At 59.3% G+C, this 18749-nt stretch carries 12 protein-coding genes; 7 read left to right on the forward strand and 5 right to left on the reverse strand.

Annotated elements, in window-relative coordinates; all coding sequences use genetic code 11:
* Nucleotides 1-345: 345 nt before the first annotated feature.
* A complete protein-coding gene (locus tag HMPREF2708_RS11035) occupies nucleotides 346-561 on the reverse strand; it encodes a hypothetical protein (RefSeq protein WP_141762941.1) in 216 nt (71 codons plus the stop codon).
* Nucleotides 562-636: 75 nt separating this feature from the next.
* Nucleotides 637-2691, reverse strand: coding sequence for a M3 family metallopeptidase (locus HMPREF2708_RS09420; protein ID WP_070834042.1), 2055 nt, complete (start codon nucleotides 2689-2691; stop codon nucleotides 637-639).
* Between the two features lie 101 nt (nucleotides 2692-2792).
* Between HMPREF2708_RS09420 and HMPREF2708_RS09425 the strand changes: the two genes are divergently transcribed.
* The 4 genes from HMPREF2708_RS09425 to HMPREF2708_RS09440 all read left to right on the forward strand — a co-directional run bounded on the left by HMPREF2708_RS09425 (nucleotide 2793) and on the right by HMPREF2708_RS09440 (nucleotide 9717).
* On the forward strand, nucleotides 2793-4067 hold the full coding sequence (locus tag HMPREF2708_RS09425) for a carboxylesterase family protein (protein WP_070834043.1): 1275 nt from the start codon (nucleotides 2793-2795) through the stop codon (nucleotides 4065-4067).
* A gap of 489 nt (nucleotides 4068-4556) precedes the next feature.
* Complete coding sequence (gene treS, locus HMPREF2708_RS09430) at nucleotides 4557-6356, forward strand: maltose alpha-D-glucosyltransferase (protein WP_070834044.1); 1800 nt, start codon at nucleotides 4557-4559, stop codon at nucleotides 6354-6356.
* Nucleotides 6357-6388: 32 nt separating this feature from the next.
* Nucleotides 6389-7741 (forward strand): maltokinase N-terminal cap-like domain-containing protein, encoded by a 1353-nt coding sequence (locus tag HMPREF2708_RS09435; RefSeq protein WP_070834045.1) that lies wholly within the window; start codon nucleotides 6389-6391, stop codon nucleotides 7739-7741.
* A gap of 59 nt (nucleotides 7742-7800) precedes the next feature.
* On the forward strand, nucleotides 7801-9717 hold the full coding sequence (locus HMPREF2708_RS09440; RefSeq protein ID WP_070834046.1) for an ABC transporter ATP-binding protein: 1917 nt from the start codon (nucleotides 7801-7803) through the stop codon (nucleotides 9715-9717).
* A gap of 57 nt (nucleotides 9718-9774) precedes the next feature.
* Here HMPREF2708_RS09440 and HMPREF2708_RS09445 read toward each other — a convergent pair whose 3' ends face one another.
* Nucleotides 9775-10734, reverse strand: coding sequence for a diacylglycerol kinase (locus HMPREF2708_RS09445; protein ID WP_070834047.1), 960 nt, complete (start codon nucleotides 10732-10734; stop codon nucleotides 9775-9777).
* 224 nt (nucleotides 10735-10958) lie between these two features.
* Here HMPREF2708_RS09445 and HMPREF2708_RS09450 point away from each other — a divergent pair, with 224 nt between their 5' ends.
* The 3 genes from HMPREF2708_RS09450 (at nucleotide 10959) to HMPREF2708_RS09460 (ending at nucleotide 16169) form a co-directional block, all read left to right on the forward strand.
* Nucleotides 10959-12653: an FAD-binding oxidoreductase gene (locus tag HMPREF2708_RS09450; RefSeq protein WP_083321925.1), complete on the forward strand. Its 1695-nt coding sequence runs from the start codon at nucleotides 10959-10961 to the stop codon at nucleotides 12651-12653.
* 683 nt (nucleotides 12654-13336) lie between these two features.
* Nucleotides 13337-14920, forward strand: coding sequence for a glycerol-3-phosphate dehydrogenase/oxidase (locus HMPREF2708_RS09455; RefSeq protein ID WP_070834048.1), 1584 nt, complete (start codon nucleotides 13337-13339; stop codon nucleotides 14918-14920).
* A gap of 97 nt (nucleotides 14921-15017) precedes the next feature.
* Nucleotides 15018-16169 carry a MalY/PatB family protein gene (locus HMPREF2708_RS09460; RefSeq protein WP_070834049.1) on the forward strand — a complete coding sequence of 384 codons (1152 nt, stop codon included), beginning with the start codon at nucleotides 15018-15020 and terminating at the stop codon, nucleotides 16167-16169.
* Between the two features lie 8 nt (nucleotides 16170-16177).
* Here HMPREF2708_RS09460 and HMPREF2708_RS09465 read toward each other — a convergent pair whose 3' ends face one another.
* Entirely contained in the window at nucleotides 16178-17536 is a 1359-nt protein-coding gene (locus HMPREF2708_RS09465) for an acid phosphatase (protein ID WP_070834050.1), read from the reverse strand.
* A 277-nt stretch (nucleotides 17537-17813) separates the two neighbouring features.
* Complete coding sequence (locus HMPREF2708_RS09470) at nucleotides 17814-18680, reverse strand: 3-hydroxybutyryl-CoA dehydrogenase (RefSeq protein ID WP_005510660.1); 867 nt, start codon at nucleotides 18678-18680, stop codon at nucleotides 17814-17816.
* Nucleotides 18681-18749 lie beyond the last annotated feature (69 nt).

The following is an 18749-nucleotide window of genomic DNA, read 5'->3' on the forward strand; positions in this document are numbered from 1 at the left end:
CCTAATCCCTCATTTTTGCTGTTCACCGATTTTTCAGGTTATGTGCCCGGCACTAAAACCGAGGCTAAAACTGGAAATCGGTGACTGCACCAGCGATGAGGATGAGAAGAAGCAAAACGATTAGGGCAAGTAGGACCTTCGAGTGCCTCGACCGATGCATGCTAACTCAGCTCCCTACTGCGAAATATTTGCGAACTACCCAACTCTAGCCTGTTGGGCAAATTTCCTAATACTTTAAGACATACCTTAGGGCAGCGATAGCGACCCAACACTTAAACGGGGGCTTGTCCCAGCTCAATTCTTCGGGCCTCCCAGTGAGCTATCCGCAGGCCACTACCGCATCGGCTAGCTCTCGCTGCCCGCTCCTCGACGCTCCTGCGAACGCTCCCGCCGGCGCACCGACCTCTGCCACAGACGACCGCTGACAACATCGATTGCACCAACGAGAACGAAAGCAACAAACCCTCCGACTACCAGCAGAACCACGCATAGCGCGCTGACCTGCGCAAGCAGTGGCAATTGAATAAGCCACTGCCCTACTCTGTCGAATGCTTCTGCCATGAGTGTCAACCTACCCTGCCGGTGACCGGAATAACCAGTGGGCGGCGGTCGCGGGGCTCGTCGTAAAGCATGAAGCTAGGCATCAGTGCCCGACAGTCCGCGGCGTTCGAGGAGCGGCTGGATGTCCTTATCGCGGCCTCGGAAAGCGCGGTACGCAGCCATGAAGTCGATGGCGCCACCACGGGAGAGGATCTCTTCACGGAAGTGGCTGCCGCCGCTGATTGTGGCACCGCCGTTGTCGGTGAACCAACCGAAACCGTCCGCATCGAGCACCTCTGCCCACAGGTAGGAGTAATAGCCCGCCGAATACCCGCCGGCGAAGATGTGGTTGAAGTAGCGGGAGCGGTAACGCGGGGCCAGGTGGGGAACATCGAGGCCGAGTTCGGCGAGTGCTTCCGCTTCGAAAGCGTCGACATCGGTGACCTGAGCCGCTTCCTCCTCGGTGAGGCTGTGCCAGGCCAAATCGATGGCGCAAGCTGCGAGGTACTCAACCGTGGCAAATCCCTCACCAGCGGTGCGGGCCTTCTTCACCGACTCGACTAGCTCTGCTGGGATCGGCTCACCGGTACGAACGTGGACGGCGTAGTTGGCCAGAATGGACGGCTCAAGCGCCCAGTTCTCGTTGATCTGAGAGGGGAATTCCACAAAGTCGCGCGGGACGTTAGTGCCCGAGAAGGTCGGGTACGTGACGTCGGAAAGCAGACCGTGGAGGGCGTGCCCGAACTCGTGGAAAGCAGTGGTGACCTCGTCGAGTGTCAGCAGCACCGGGGTTCCCGGCTCGGTTTGGGCAATGTTCATCACGTTGACCACGACCGGCAGGCGGCCCAGCAGACGGGACTGATCCCTAAACGAGCTCATCCACGCACCACCGCGCTTGGTCGGACGCGAGAAGTAGTCCGTAATAATCAGGCCGATGGTCTCCCCTCCGCCCTGGCGGACCTCCCACACAGTCGTTCCCGGCGCGTATCCCTGCAGGTCCTCGCGCTTGACGACTTCGATGCCGTAAAGCTTGCGGGCAGCGTAGAACACGCCGTCTTCGATGACACGGTGCAGCTCGAAGTAGTTCTTGAGCTCCTCCGTGTCGACTGCGAATTCTTCCGCTTTACGACGGCGCTCCCAGTACGGCCAGTCAGCGCCCGTGACCGTCTCATCGCCAGCCAGATCAGCGACCCGCTTGTACTCGCCTTCAGCATTGGCAATGGCAGCTGGCGCCAGGTCTGCAATGAGCTTTCGAGCAGCCTCTGCGGTGGTTGCCGTCTCCTTGGCAATGACGTAATCCGCATGCGTGTCGTAACCGAGCAGCTTGGCGCGGCGGGCGCGCAGGCGTGCCATTTCCAGCACAATGTCGGAGTTGTCGAACTTGCCGGAGGCAGCACCCGCACGTCCCAGTGAGGCTTCGTAGAGCTTGGCACGAGTAGCCGGACTATCCAGGTCAGCCAGCTGTGCAGGAGTTGATGGTAGGTCCAGTGGAATCAGCCACGGCGCATCGGTGTCTGCCTTTTTCGCGTAGGCGGCGAAGGACGCAATGGCATCGTCGGAAAGCCCGGCGAGTTCTTCGCGGTCGTAGATTTCCACGGCGCGCGCAACGGTGTCCTTCAGCAGGTTTTCGCCGAAGGCGGTGGACAGCTCAGAGAGGCGGGAATTGATGCGACTAAGCTCGGTTTTGTCTTCGTCGCTGAGGTCCGCACCGGCGCGCTGGAAGTCCTCGCGGATCTTCTTCAGCAGCAGCTTCGCCTCTTCCGGGTTGGCGGCATCGTCAACGCTGTCAATGGCATTGATGCGCTGCCACAGGTCACTGCGCATGCGAATCTGATCCAGGTGTGCTGTGAGCTGCGGAGCAATCTCGGCTTCAATTTCCATGCGGACATCGGTGGCGTCCGTGCCGGCAACGTTGAAGAAATAAGCAGCGACGCGGTCCAGATCTTGGCCCGCCTTCTCCATTGCCTCGATGGTGTTAACAAAGGTCGGTGCCTCCGACGACGTGGCGATGGCGTCAATCTCGCGTGCATGGCTGTGCATTGCTTCGCTAAACGCCTCGCGGACGTGGCTGTCATCGATTGCCGCAAAATCTGGCAATTCGCAGAACAATTCCGACGGTGTCAACAGTGGATTTCGTGCATCATTGGTCATAGTGAATTCAACTGTAGCGTGCTCGAAAACGCGAGCGCGACTACCACAGGCTCCCCGCCCTTCTGGCAGGACCAAACAGTGACGAGGAGGCGTTTTCCGCCATGACAGAGACGACTATTTCCGCTCCCTGCGGGCAACTGACCGGCCGGATTCGCGAAGGCGCAATACAAGTTTTCAATATCGATTACGCAGATGCTGCTCCGTTTGCCGCGTCGGTACCAGTGGCCGACGGCCCACAGTCAGGCACTCGGCGCTGTGAGCCCGAGCGCGAGTTAGTTCTCACCGTCACCGCACCGGCTGGGCCCGCGGACGCTTCCTATCCCGTATTGCTGTGGATTCACGGTGGTAGCTACGAGTTTGGGCATCCCTCTGAGCCCTGGACGGACGCGACGGCTTTTGCGCAGGCCGGCATCATCACCGTTTCGCTCGGATACCGCAAGGGACTGGAGGGATTCTGGCGCGACAGTCAAACAGAGACCTACCGGGCCATTGATGATCTGTATCTGGGGCTGCAGTGGGCTCGTCGTAACGCGCCTGCCTTCGGCGGCGATATCGACAACATCACTATCTCGGGGCAATCGGCGGGTGCGGCGCTGGCGCTCACCCTCGCGGCCGACGAACGCACGCGCGGTCAGATCCAGCGCACCATCGCCATGTCGCCGGCCTTCTCGCTGCTGTCCGGCTCGCGCCTCCGCCGCACGTTGGCGGGCATCGGTGTGGGACGGGCGCCGTCCACCGAGGTCTTTTCGCGTGCCGACGAACGCAGGGTCGCTCGGGCCCAGAAATTGGTTTCGGCATCCTCGCCTTCGGATCCGGCAATTGGGCCTCGCTTTGACAGCTTTGCTCCCACACTGCCCACGATGGTGACCGCCACCAGCGAAGAGTTCTTCTCAGAACCGCCGGTTGTGGCGATGGACAAGTTGCCCATGCGGGAGTGGATGGCTCGGCGCTATGCCAGGGGGCATCGCGGCCGCGGCGAATTTCCTACCGGCGCCTATGCCGAGCGTCCGATGGGAAATGTCATTTCTGACTCCGCGATTCGTTCTTACGCTGTTAAAGTCGCCGAACGGTCCGTAGCGGCTGGGTTAGATGTGTGGGCGGCACAATTCGAACCGGGAGAAGGGTTGGGCTACGCACCTGCTGGCCGCACCAGTGGTGCTCCGCACTGCATCGATATTGCACGCTTCTTCGGTATGAAAGAGCCCAACCATCCATTCCACCAAGTGGCGGTCGAGTTCATCCGCGAAGGCACCTCACGCATGCCCCGCTACAACGATGACCGCAAGGTGACTACCTTTGCCGGCGCTGACGCCCAGGCAGTCGAGGGCATTGCCATCGATGCGTGGGCGGCTCCGCGCCAGCTCTTTGGCGCATAAAGCGGGATTAGGCGCATGAGGCGGGGTAAGGCTTGCCATTGGCCGCACTGGTTAGCGCTGCGTTGCTTAGTACCGCACTGTTGTACTCAACGACTTAGCCCAGCAACTTAGGCCGGCAAAGTCTGGATGTACTGATAAATCTCTACACAGACCAAAATGGTGATAAGCGTGATGAGAACTGCGATAAGTTTCCTGCGATCCATAGCCACCGTTGTAACCGAACCCCCAGGCCAGAAGCAAGCTTTCCCTCTGTGTTTAACTGTCAACTATGGAGCCGCTTAATCTTTTAATCCCCGAGAATTCTGCGCTGCAGCCGGTCGACCCCGCGCTGGCTGATGCGTACCAACTCGCCGCGCTGATTCAGGAACACAAGGCTGTTTAAAAGGTGTTTCATGAGGTCTCCCAGGACGGCCGACTCGCGCGGTTTTGTGGGATCTCGCAGAAAGGTTCTCTCTGCAGGCTAGTGGCATAGTCATTACGCTGGGATGCATGACTATCGCCAAGAAAGATTACGAGTGGTACCGCAGCGCGGTGTTCTATGAGGTGCTCGTCCGAGCCTTCTTTGACTCCGACGACAACGGCTCCGGCGACCTCAAAGGGCTGACGGAAAAGCTCGATTATCTGCAATGGCTGGGCGTTGACTGCCTCTGGTTGCCGCCTTTCTACGACTCCCCGCTGCGCGACGGCGGTTACGATATCCGCGACTTCCGCGCCGTTCTCGACGAGTTTGGCACGGTCGAGGATTTCAAGGTGCTTCTCGACGAGGCCCATGCGCGCGGTATCCGCGTTATTACTGACCTGGTGATGAACCACACCTCCGATAGCCATGAGTGGTTCCAACAGTCGCGCACTGACCCCGATGGCCCCTACGGCGACTTTTATGTCTGGACCGATGACCCGGACACCTACTCGGGCGCGCGCATTATTTTCGTGGATACCGAGGATTCCAACTGGACCTACGACCCGGTGCGTGGTCAGTACTACTGGCACCGCTTCTTCTCCCACCAGCCAGATCTGAACTATGACAATCCGGCGGTGCAGGAAGCAATGCTCGATGTGCTGCGCTTCTGGTCGGATCTCGGCATTGATGGCTTCCGCCTCGACGCTGTTCCCTACCTCTTTGAACGCGAGGGTACTAACTGCGAGAACCTGCCCGAGACCCACGCTTTTCTAAAGCGCTGCCGCAAGGTCATGGATGAGGAATACCCGGGTCGCGTCCTGCTGGCGGAGGCCAACCAGTGGCCCTCCGATGTGGTGGAATACTTCGGCGACCCGGAGGTCGGTGGCGACGAATGCCACATGGCTTTCCACTTCCCGCTTATGCCACGCATTTTCATGGCGGTGCGCAAGCAGTCCCGCTTTCCCATCTCGGAGATCCTGGAGTCCACGCCAGAGATTCCCTCTTCGGCTCAGTGGGGCATTTTCCTACGCAACCACGACGAGCTGACGTTGGAAATGGTCACTGATGCAGAGCGCGACTACATGTACGCCGAGTATGCCCACGATCCGCGGATGAAGGCCAACATCGGCATTCGCCGTCGGCTAGCGCCTCTGCTGCAAAATGACCGCACCCAGCTCGAGCTTTTCAATGCCCTGCTACTCTCCCTGCCGGGTTCGCCGGTGCTCTACTACGGGGACGAAATTGGCATGGGCGACAACATCTGGCTCGGCGACCGCGATGGCGTGCGCACACCAATGCAGTGGTCGCCCGACCGCAACGCCGGGTTCTCCAAGGCCGACCCGGGTCGGCTCTATCTGCCGACTATTCAGGATGCGACCTACGGCTACCAGGCGGTCAATGTCGAAAACCAAGCGAGCTACTCCAACTCCCTGTTGAATTGGGTGCGTCGACTGATTCAGGTGCGCAAGCGCTATGAGGCTTTTGGTCTCGGTGATTTCCGCGAGCTGAATAGCGATACCGCCTCTGTTCTGACCTATTTGCGCACATACGGCGACGAAGTGCTGCTGTGCGTCAACAACCTGTCCTCCTACCCCGCGGCCGTCTCACTGGATCTGTCCGAGTTCGCCGGTGCCACACCGGTAGAGCTCACTGGTTCGGTACCCTTCCCCACGATTGGCACCGATTCCTACCAGATCACGCTTCCTGGCCACGGGTTCTACTGGTTCGAAATCCAGCTTCCGCCGGAAACAAACGCCGAATCGAGCGTCTCAATGTCCGCGCCGACAATCCCGGTTGCACAGGCGATATCGGACGCGCCGGTGACGTCATCACGCGAGCCCTCTGGCACCGCCACCGATGCCGTCACAAACGCCGATAATAAAGAGTGATCTTTTACGTCCCGAAAGGCGAATGAACTGAAATGACTATTCCCACCGCCGATTTCATTGCTGAAGAGCTGGCAGACACACTGGTCAAGATGCGCTTTTTCGCTGACAAGGTCTCTGACATCGACCACGTCGAGATTCTCGCGCTTGACCCCGTACTGCGCGACAATCCCGACAGTCCCGATGTCGATATCGCATTGGTGAGGGTGCACACCGCCCATTCCGCACCGACCTATCAGCTGCCCATCGCTTGGGCGGAGGACGTCCCCGAGGGCCACGAGCAATCCCTGCTAGTTCGCGCCGAGGGCATCGTCGGCTACGACGCTCTGATCGATTCGGATGCCATCACGGCACTCGGCCAGAAGCTTTCCGACGAAGGCAAGCTCGGTCGCATGGAACTGCGGCGTGTGCCGGGCTCTGAGCAGCCCCGACCGGAATCCGGCCGCCCCATGGGAGTCGAGCAGTCGAATACCTCGGTCATTTTCGACGACCGCGTGATGTGCAAGTTCTTCCGTCGCCTCTACCCCGGCACTAATGCCGATGTGGAGCTGCTGGCCGCACTGGCCCAGGCGGATTGCAAGTTCGTCCCTGAGCTCTACTCCTGGGTAGAGACCACCATTGGCGAGGACACCTACACCACCGCCATGCTGCAGGAATTCGCACCGAACTCGGTCGATGGCTGGGAGCTGGCTCTCGGCGCAGTGCGCGATGCCATCCGCGACGCCCAGACCCCGCTGGAAGATTTGGGCACCGACTTTGCATCCGAAGCGCGTGCGCTCGGCGAAGCAGTGGCCTCGGTGCACAGCAGTCTTGCAGCCGCTGTCGCGGTGAAGAATCGCCTGACTGGAGCGGAGCTGATAGCTCCACTGCGTGCCCGTCTGGACTTTGTCGCTGGCGTGGTGCCACAGATTGCGGAGGTCAAGGATAAAGCGCAGGCTATCTTCGATCGAGCAGAGGCTGCGGTACCGGAAGGTGGTGCCGTCGTCCAGCGAATCCACGGTGATCTGCACTTGGGGCAGGTATTGCGCACTCCAAGCTCATGGCGCTTGATTGACTTCGAAGGCGAGCCGTCGCGCCCGTGGGAGGAGCGCCGTCTGCCGGACCACCGCCTGCGCGATATCGCCGGCATGATTCGCTCCTTCGATTACGCCGCTCACTATCCGCTGCTGACGGGACGTGAGGACACCGAGGCAGCGACCGAGCGTGTTGAGCAGTGGGCTCGCCGCAATATCGATGCCTTCCTGGAAGGCTATGGCGACAGCAGCGACCCGGCGCTGTTGGAAGCGTTTGTGCTGGATAAGGCCATCTATGAGTGCCTTTATGAAGCACAGAACCGTCCCAACTGGCTGCCGCTGCCGCTTGGTGCTGTGCGCTCGCTGTTAGGATAGGGCTTTTGTCGCAGTAATTTCATAGTGGGATTCGCTATCCCACAAGATAGAGGTCTTCCGTGCGTCTGCTCAGCAGAATCCTATCCACCACGCGAGTGCTCTGGCCTTTCTATATCGGGGTCATCATCTGTTCGCTGGCCACCGCCGCCGCGTCGTTGATTAGCCCCTTCCTCATCCGCGATGCCACCGACGCCATCGTCGGCGCGGTGTCCAGCGATGAAGGCTTGAGCCAAGCGGCGATGTCCGACACCACTCGCATCGTGATTTGGCTGGTCATCGGACTGCTGATTGCTGATCTGACGCAAACCATCGTGCATAACATCGGTGGTTACCTAGGCGATGTGATGACTGCGCGCATGCGCGAGATTCTGTCGACCCGTTACTATGCAAAGCTGCTGTCGCTGCCGCAGCGCTATTTCGACAGCCAGGTCACTGGCACAATTATTGCCCGCCTGGAACGCTCGATTACCAATATCACGCAGTTCCTCCAGGCCTTTTCCAACAACTTCTTCCCGATGTTGTTGACCGTCGGCGCCGTGCTGTGCATCACTGCTTGGTACTACTGGCCGCTGGCGGTGCTGCTGATTATCGTTTTCCCGGTCTACACCCTACTCACCGCATTGACGTCGAGACGCTGGCAAAAGGTTGAAGCCAAGAAGAACGAACAGATTGATATCGCCGGTGGCCGTTTTGCCGAGGTCATCGGCCAGGTCAAGGTTGTTCGCTCCTTCACTGCGGAGCTGCGCGAGATTGCTTTCTTTGGTTCCCGTTTCCGCCGCACCATTTCCCTGACCCACGAGCAGTCGACGTGGTGGCACCGCATGGATGCCCTGCGCGGTGGCATTTTGAACGTCATCTTCGCAGGCATCTACCTGCTGCTTTTCCTGCGCACGCTGTCGGGGGAATTCTCCATCGGCACCATGGTCATGCTCATTCAGCTGATTAATATGGCGCGCCAACCGGTGACCATGATGAGCTTCTTGGTCGACGCTGCCCAGCGCGCAGTCGCCGGATCCCGGGACTACTTCAAGGTCATGGAACTTACCCCAGAGGCTCGCACGCAGTCAGAGCTGCTCAATGCGGCGACCGCGAACAACGGCGACTTCGCCCCCGCATCCGTTGGTTCCACCTCAACCAACGAGGCCAGCGACAGCACCTACCGCTCCTCCCTGGAACGCGCAGCCGAGCAGGAGGCTATTGACGCTCCCGTCGTCGACTTCGATGCAGTGGACTTCGCCTACGAAGAGGACAAGCCGGTGCTCTCCAACGTCAGCTTCCAGGCGTACTCAGGCCAAAAAGTCGCCTTGGTCGGCGAATCGGGTGGCGGCAAGTCCACCATCGTCAACCTGATGCTCGGCTTTTATGCCCCGACCGCAGGCCGCTTACGAGTTCTGGGGTCGGATGTCTCCGAGGTTTCCGGTTCGACTCTGCGCGCCGGCTCTGCCGTCGTGTTCCAGGACTCCTCGCTGTTCTCCGGCACGATTCGGGAGAACATCGCCTACGGCAAACCCAACGCTACCGATGAGGAAGTCATCGCTGCGGCCAAAAAGGCCAATGCCGACGACTTCATTCGCAGCTTCGCCGACGGCTACGACACCACTATTGGTGAGCGCGGGCTGAAGCTCTCGGGTGGCCAGAAGCAGCGCATCGCTATTGCGCGCGCAATCTTGAAGGATGCTCCCCTGCTCATCCTGGACGAGGCCACTTCGGCGCTGGACACCAAGGCAGAACGCGAAGTTCAGCGTGGCTTGGACAAGCTGATGGAGGGGCGCACCACGGTTATCATTGCCCACCGTCTGTCCACGATTTCCGATGTCGACACCATCGTCACTCTGCGTGATGGTCACGTCGACGAGGTGGGTGCGCCCGCCGAATTGGCGCAGACCGACGGCATCTACGCAGAGCTACTGCGTCTGACGGCCTCAGCCTCGGCGGCGGACCGTCTGCGCCTGAAGAAGTACGGCATCAAGGGGTAGCGCGCCGTCGTCAAGCATGCGGGAAAAGCTTGACGACGAGAACCCCCTTGCGCTCTTTTACGGACGGGGAACGATGTAGCGGCCAGCGCCTGGAACGATTTCCACCGTGACTGGCATCGGGAACATGAGGTCACCGTCAGCGTAGGCATTCATCTGGCGTGGCGGGCCAATATATTCCACGTAAGCCTTCTTAGCGCGATAGGTGCTGACCTCACCGATTCTTTCAACGGTGCCGTCGAATACGGACTTGAAAGCAAGGGCGGCCTTGATCCGTCCGGCCTTGCCGATGACGGTGATGTCCATCAGGCCATCGGAGTGGTCTGCAGACGGGCAAATCTTCATACCACCGCCGTAAGAACGGGTGTTGCCGAAAGCGGCCAGCGTGATGGGATCTTCGAGAACCCGATTGTCATCAAGCGTGATGCGAAATGGCAGGGAGTGGAAAGCCAAGAATTCGCGGACGATGGCCAGGTTGTAGCGGTTGCGGCCGTGTGGCCAGGTCATCTGATTGACGCGGTCGGAGACAATGGAGTCGAAGCCGGCACACATGATGGTGCCGAACCAGCGCCGGTCCCCTGTTGCGCTCGTAATGCGGCCGAGGTCAGTGGTTGTCCAGAAACCGTCGGCGATAACGTGAGCAGCATCGCGAGCATTGCCACGCGGCAGATTGTATTCACGGCCGTGGTCGTTTCCGGTGCCAGCGGGGATAATACCGAGGGGGATGCCGGTCTGTGCCTGCTCCTGCAGCGCGAGGTTAATCATGCCGTCGCCACCGCAAACTGCCAAGGCATCGATTCGGCCGTCGGCGATGACCTCACGAATGAGCTTGCGGGCGTCGTCGGGGTTAGCACCTTGGAGAGCGATGACGTCGATACCGCGATCCGCGAACACCCGACTTGCCCGAGCTGAGGCAATCTGCGAGGCGCCATGACCGGCGTGGGGGTTAGTGACCAGAGCGAGGGTACGAATCTCAGTTGTTCCCAGCGGGTAACTGAGATCTTTGTCGTTAGCGTTCATCGAAGAATTACCTACTTTTACGTGGGCTTTTGACCAGCCGAAACTGGCCTTTATGCGGTTTTGCTACCGCATCTAACTAAAGTCTACCAAGAATGATTGACATTTTTTGAGAAAACGTAACGCAATGTCGCTATAATAAAAGCTGTAAAGATGTGCTTCTGCACAAGCTACAAATAACTTCTCAGTTCAGACGCGCAGCACCGATGCCCAAGGAGAAGCTCAGGATGTCTAACAAGCTCACGATTCCGTACCGCATGCGCTGGTGGGGCTGGGGTGCTGACGGCAACGACAAGCCAATCACCGTGGCCAGCGAGAAACTCCTGCAACGCGAAATCGGTATGTCGCTGGACGCAAACAACCCGCCGCGCAATATCGCCGATGTCACCATCCCCGATAGCCGCCTCAACACCGAGGATATCGAAGCCCTGAGCGCTACTATCGGCGCGGATGCCGTCGCCACCGACCATGAAACCCGCGTCAAGCACGCGGTCGGCCGCTCCTACCCCGACCTGGTTCGCCTTCGTGCTGCCAAGCTCGATGTTGCCCCAGATGCTGTTGTACTACCGAAAACTGAAAAGCATATCGAGGACCTGTTCAAGGTCTGCGCTGAGCGCAAGATTGCAGTCGTCCCCTTCGGCGGCGGCACCTCGGTCGTCGGCGGCGTGGAGGCTATTGACGGTGGCATGGGTAAGGCCATCGCAGTGTCCATGACCGCCTTTAACAAGATCATCGACATTGACAAGGTCGCTGGCACCGTCACCGCCCAGACCGGCGTTTTCGGCCCCGACCTGGAAAAGGAGCTGTCCAAGGTCGGCTTCACCGCTGGTCACTTCCCGCAGTCCTTCGAGTACTCCACTGTCGGCGGTTGGGTTTCCTGCCGCTCTGCAGGCCAGGAATCCTCTGGTTACGGTCGCATCGACCGCAATGTGATTGGCATGCGCGTCGTCACGCCAGCCGGCACCATGGAGTTCCGCGACATGCCGTCGTCGGCATCCGGCCCAAACCCGCGTGAGCTTTTCCTGGGGTCGGAGGGCACCCTGGGCATCATCACGCATGTGACGATTGCCCTAAATCAGCGTCCACAAAAGGAGATGCTCTTCGACACCTACTTCTTCAACTCCTTTGAGGAAGCCGCCGAGGAGCTGCGCAAGTTGGAACAGAGCGGAAATATCCCGCACCTAGCGCGCATCTCCGACGAGAAGGAGACGCTGTTTGGACTCACTCAGCTGGGCTCCGCCAGCATGTCCGAGAAGGTCACAAAGTACCTGAAGCTGCGTGGCATCAATACCCCGTGCATGGTGATTTTTGGCTTCGCCCAGACCGATCCGGTCGGCGCCCGCGTCACCCGTGAGCGCCTGGCCGCTCGCCTGCTGACCAAGAAGTGCGTCCGCATGGGCTCCATCCCGGGCATGGCGTGGGTTAACCACCGCTTCTCCTCGCCGTACCTGCGCGATGTCATGATGACCCGCCGCGTCGGTGTCGACACCCTAGAGACCGCCACCACCTGGGATAACGCCGCTACACTGCGCCGCGAAATCGCCTCCGCGATGGAAGCCGCTGGCGAAAAGCATGGCACCCCGGTGTACGTCTTCTGCCACATCTCGCACATGTACAAATCCGGCTGCTCGCTGTACTTCACGTACTTCTTCCGCGAGACCGAGGGCGAGATTCTCCAGCAGTGGATGGACATCAAGTCCGCGGCATCAGAAGCCATGATGAAATTCGGCGGCACCATCACGCACCACCATGGCATTGGCCAGGATCACAGCCCGCAGTACTACGAGGAGAACACCGAGTTGTTCGCCAAGGTCATGCGCGCAATTAAGGACGAACTCGACCCCGCTGGCATCCTCAACCCGGGCAAGTTGGCTACCGGCCCGCGCTCCCTGGAAGAGCGTTACGACGGCAACATGATTTAACCCTGGTGCCGCCATCTGCAGCCCAACAGCCTTTTTCTGCCAAACATGGAAAGTCCGGCATGCCTAGCCATTAGCAGCGACTAGTGCGCCAGACTGACCAGTTCGCTAGCGTAGATTTCCGGCGACGTTGGGCCGTCATAAATAAACAGTGAAACGTAATCGTCAAGGGTAAAAGATTCGAGTGCTGCGGTCATTGTCGCTGTCGCTTCTTCCTAGGATTCCAAGCGAGAATGCTCGGATGGTGGGATGGGTCGGCTCAATCGGTGCGATTTCGTCCGTGCGACCGCAAACAGCGTGGCGTTTTACATGCCTAAGCGCGTCTTTTTAGTTACGACCTGTCTGGGGCGGCACGGACTGGAGACAGCAGCAACACATCTGCAGCGATGGTGCAATAGCAGCGAAAGCTCGGTTCATGGACTCAGAGCGGTTGGACGCTGGGTGCATAGCCATCGAGGTGTCTCCTTCCTTGTAATCCCCGGGAAATGATTCGCAACTAAGAAAGATTTCTTGAATCAATATCCGTGCCGGTCGTTGATAATGAACAACTTAGTCTATTTCTAATTGCCTTGCAATGGGTTACGCCCGAAATAGTTCACGCTCACTACGCACTCCACAACTTCATCACGTACGCCAGATCGTTTCATCACTATTACCGTCTTCGGGAAAGTCGAGGAAGAAAGACTATGACTGCCACGCACGCTCCTCAGCGCGATCGCTCAGCTGCGGTTTTGAACAAGGCTCGTCGGCAAGCGGACTTGAATCGTCTGCGCGAAGAAACCGCTAAGGGCAACATCCCCGATCTGCTGATCATTGGCGCCGGTATAACTGGTGTCGGCATCGCTTTAGATGCAGCGTCGAGGGGTTTGAAGACCGTTCTCATCGAATCGAAGGATTTAGCTTTCGGTACCTCTCGTTGGTCGTCGAAGCTCGCCCACGGCGGCCTGCGCTACCTTGCCAGCGGCAATGTCGGTATCGCTCGCCGCTCAGCTATTGAACGTGGTGCGCTGCTCGACGTCACCGCTCCGCACCTGGTGCATAACCTGCCGCAGGTCGTACCGGTGATGGATAAGTTTGCACCGCTGACCCGAATTTTGCCACGGTTAGGCTTTTTGGCCGGTGACTTTTTGCGCATTATCGCTGGTACCTCCGCCACTACCCTTCCGTTGTCCCGCACTGTCGGTTCCCGCCGAGTCAGCCAGCTTTCGCCGACCGTACGTAAGCGCGAGGTGAGATTCGGCTACGTCAACTACGACGGTCAGCTGCGTGACGACGCACGCTTGGTCACCGCTATCGCTCGAACTGCCGCTAGCTACGGTGCAACTATTCTGACCCGGGTGCGCTGCGAGACTGCCTCTGGCACGAGCGCCACACTAGTCGACGAGCTCACTGGCGATTCCTTCGAGCTGCCGGCGCGCGCTGTGGTCAATGCCACTGGTGTGTGGGCAGCCGAACTGGCGACGAACATCAAGATTCGCCCATCTCGCGGCACACACCTGGTTCTCGACGCCGCGAAGCTAGGCAACCCTACCGGCTCTCTCACGGTACCGGTGCCCGGTCACACCAACCGTTTCTGTTTTGTCCTGCCCGCAGAGCACAACCGCGTCTACATTGGCCTGACAGATGAGGATGCACCGGGCCCGATCCCGGACGAGCCGGAAGTACCGGAGGATGACATCGTTTTTCTGCTCGATGTCATCAACCAGGCACTCGAGGTTCCGCTCACTCGCGACGATGTCATCGGCGCTTTCGCCGGCCTGCGTCCGCTCATCGACGCCGGCGAGGCGCACACCGCTGACCTCTCCCGCGAACACGCCTTGTTGGAGGCCCCGAACGGCCTGATTTCCATTACTGGTGGCAAACTCACCGAGTACCGTCTTATGGCTGAGCAAACCGTGGACAAGGTCGAAGAGAAGCTCGGTGTTTCGCTTGCTCCGTGCTCCACCCGCACGATCCCTGTGCTGGGCTCCGAGCCGGAGGAGCTCGACCGCGCTCGCACCGCTGCCGCTGCAGGCCGTATCCCGATGCCGCTGTTTAATCGCTACGGTGCCGAATCCTTCGAGGTCATCGAATCCTGTCCGCTCGACCGACCGCTTGCCCCGGTAGCGGAGGGTCTCGATGTCACCCGCGCCGAGTTCGCCTGGCATGTGACGCACGAGGGAGCTCTCAGTGTCGACGATATTCTCGATCGCCGCACACGTCTGGGGCTGGTCAAGGCTGATCGCGAAGCTGCCCTGCCAGCTGCTGAGGAGGCACTGAGGCTGGCTTAGCGCTGGTCATTGCTGTGGCTGCTTCTGATGTGGCCGTAGCTACTGGATAAAACGGGGAGTCTTCGGACTTCCCGCTTTTTCTGTATACACGGAAACTATGAATGTAAATAACGCTGTCACATTCCCCTCCCTCGATAAACTCCGCTCCCGCGGGACAGTCAAATGGACCGCATATTCCCCGGACGTGCTGCCACTGTGGGTCGCCGAATCCGATGCCACAACCTGCCCTGCGGTCAGCGCCGCAATCGACGAGGCGTGTCAGCGCGAACAGTTCGGATACCTCTCGCAAGACATCACCGCGCTTACGACCGCAACCGCGGACTTTTCCGCAGCACGCTACGGATGGCGCCCGAACCCCGACAATATCTTTGCAGTCGCCGACGTCGTCCGCGGTGTCACGCTCGCGGTTGAACGCTTCACCCGCCCCGATTCCGCAATTGTCGTCCCCACTCCCGCCTACATGCCGTTCTTCCAGGTAGGTCCCGCGCTGGGGCGCGAGACAGTGTGCATCCCCACGCTTGCCGACGGCCCGGATCTCAGCGCCCTCGAACGCGCCTTCGCCGACGGTGCAGGTTGCCTAATTTTGTGTAACCCGAATAACCCTCTCGGTTTTACCTACTCCGCTGACAAACTGCGTGAGATTACCGATTTAGCCGCTCGCTTTGGTGCGCGAGTTATCTCAGACGAAATTCACGGCCCAGTAGTTCTAAATGGCACTCACACTCCAACCGCGTCGGTGTCGGATACTGCGGCGGCCGTGACTATCACAGTGACTGCTACCTCGAAGGGCTGGAATACCGCTGGCCTCAAGTGTGCGCAGATTATCTTTAACGACGAAGATGCCAAAACCTGGCTGGAGCTGCCCTTCATTGTGCGCGAGGGCGCCTCAATTCTTGGAGTCGCCGCGGCCACCGCCGCCTACCGCGATGGTGTGCCCTGGTTGGACAACTTTGTCAATGTCCTGCGCACCAACCGTGAGACTCTGCGAACACGTTTGTCCACTATTGCGCCGCAGGCTCGCTTTACCCCGCCGCAGGCATCATTCTTGGCGTGGTTGGACTTAGGCGACGTGCCTGGTGTTGACAGTGATGACCCAGCTGCGTGGTTGGTTGAAAACGCCAAAATAGCACTCAACCCCGGCTTCGCATTCGGCGAAGGCGGGGCTGGGCATGTGCGGCTTAACTTTGCGACCTCCCCGGAAATCCTCAGTGAGGCCCTGGACCGTCTCGACGCGGCCCTGCGCTTGTAGTTGACGTTTTAGTTGGTGACAGTGACGCTGCCATCGGCGTTGACAACAACGTTGGCGGCCAGGGCGCGAGCCAGGTTCATGCGAACGTGCTGGCCCTCACCGTCGGTGCGGTCGAGCGGGTAACCGGACGGGATTGCGGTCTGAGCGAGGATGGAGTTGCGCTGTTCCTCAGTCAGCTGCGGGAAGCGGGTCTCCAGCAAACCTGCGTAACGCTTCGGGACAACAACTGGCTCATTAGCTGGGCCAACCTGCTTGAAGTCGTAGGTCATACGCTCGGTGTACTGCTCAACGGCAGCTGCGGTGCTCATGTACGGGGTGTCCTTGGCAACGCAGTTGGCGATGGTGTCGCCACAACGGTATTCAAGTTCAGTGCGCAGCTCATCCATTGCTTCTTCGATGAGTGAGCGGAACTCTGGGTCTGCCCAACGGTCAGCTGCGGCCTGGTTGCCCATCATGCGGCCACCCATGACATCCAGCGGGTAGTGCACGCCCATGACAATGCGCGAATGACCAGCTTCGGAAGCACGCGCCTGAATCTGCGGTGCGACCTCCGGCAGCATCATAGCCAGCATGGTCGAGGTCCATGCAGCCTTGTTGGTGTGGCCCGACGGGTAGGACGGCGTGGTCGAGTACGGGTCATCCTGACCTTCGCGGTAGTAGCGCTCGATGCGTTCCGGCGCCACCACAAACGGGCGATCATAGCCGTATGCGTACTTCTCGAAGAAGGTCGAGCTGACAAGGCCACCACCGCGGGCAAGGTTGCCGGACAGCAGTGCCTTCACCTTCGGCAGACGTCCCTCATCGAAGGCATCACGGAAATGCTGACCCAGGTTTGCACCGAAAGCAGTGGAGATATTGACCAGTGGATCCAGGTAGTCGTCATCGAGAGCGAGTTCCTGTGCCTGTGGGTCATTCTTGGCAGCGTTGTTAATGCGGACGACCGTTTCGAGGTTCTGGTCCATGACCTCTGGGTGGCTCTTCTCCAGCTCCACGAAAGGATGCACAACGTAGAAGTAGAACCAGTTATCGGTGGCGGCATCCGATGGGTACGCGCGCGCAATCTGGTCCGGGCGGTACGAGGTTGGCTTCGGCGCATTCGGGTCGGTGTTTTCCCCGGAAGATGATGGCAGCGAAATGGAATCCGGGACCTCCAAGCCACCGCCGGGCAGTTTGATCCCTTCCGGAGCGGTTACATTAGCTGGGAGCGTCGAAACTGAGTCCAGGCGGCTACCCAGCTCAGCCAGCGGGTTAACCGGAGCCGCCCAAGCCGTTGCCGGCGTGAGCCCCATTACAACTGCCATCGCTGCGGTAGCAGCGCCAACGCGAGTACGAGTTGCTGTGCGCTTGTGCGGCTTCGAAGAAGACACTAAGACGTTCCTTTCCAGATTGCTGCCTGGGGCACCAGTTGTGAAGTGCCCTATAAGTCAAGGTCTGACAAAATCTTCACTCATGCTAAGGCCACGGTGAGGTTTCGGCGCGTTGAAAAGAAACAAGTTTCCAAAATGCTAGTGCCAATCGTGGGAACTTTTCCCCTCAGACGCCGGGTTTTCACTGATAAATGCATAAAGAAACCGGTCGGCGGGATAGGCGCCCGTCAACCGGTAAGAATTCAATACTCGCCCCAAACGGGGCTAAAAGCGTGGACTACTTGGAGTAGTCGTAGAAGCCACGGCCGGACTTGCGGCCGAAGTGCCCCGCCTCAACCATGCGCTTGAGCAGCGGAGGTGCCGCGTAAGTCGGCTCCTTGTACTCATCGAACATGGCATCAGCAATGAACTTGATGGTGTCCAGACCAACCATGTCGGCCAGAGTCAGCGGGCCCATCGGATGCGCACAGCCATTGACCATGCCGGCATCGATGTCCTCTGCGGTAGCGATGCCGTCCTGCAGCATGCGGATAGCGCCGAGGATGTACGGAACCAGCAGAGCGTTAACAATGAAGCCCGAGCGGTCCTTAGCGCGAATGACGGTCTTGCCCAACGCCTCGGAAGCGTACTCGTACGCACGCTCCGACTGAACATCACCGGTCGTCAGAGTGACGACATGCTCTACCAGAGGCAGAACCGGAACCGGGTTGAAGAAGTGCAGGCCCATGACGCGCTCCGGGCGCTTGGTGGCTGCAGCAATGGACTGAATTGGCAGCGAGGAGGTGTTGGAAGCCAGGATGGCATCGTCCGACTCAACAATCTCATCGAGCTGCGAGAAGACGCTGGCCTTTACTTCCGGGTTCTCCACGATGGCCTCGATGACCAGCTCACGGTCAGCGAAGTCTTCCAGCTTGGTGGTGAAGCTAATACGCCCCAGAATCTCATCACGTGCAGACTGCTCTAGCTTGCCACGGGAAACGGCCTTATCCAGCGACTTTTCAATACGGGCGCGACCGGACTCAAGGAACTCCTCCTTGGCCTCCCAGACCTTGACATCGCTACCGGCCTTCGCACAGACCTCAATAATTCCGGAGCCCATCTGACCGGCGCCGACGATACCTACTCGCGAGATGCTATTTGCCATTGGCGTATTTTCCTACCTTCTACTCTGGGTTATTAGTCAGCATTGCGCTTCATCCGAGTGCGCATTCGC

It is taken from the genome of Corynebacterium sp. HMSC073H12, from assembly GCF_001837775.1.
GTDB lineage: Bacteria > Actinomycetota > Actinomycetes > Mycobacteriales > Mycobacteriaceae > Corynebacterium > Corynebacterium amycolatum.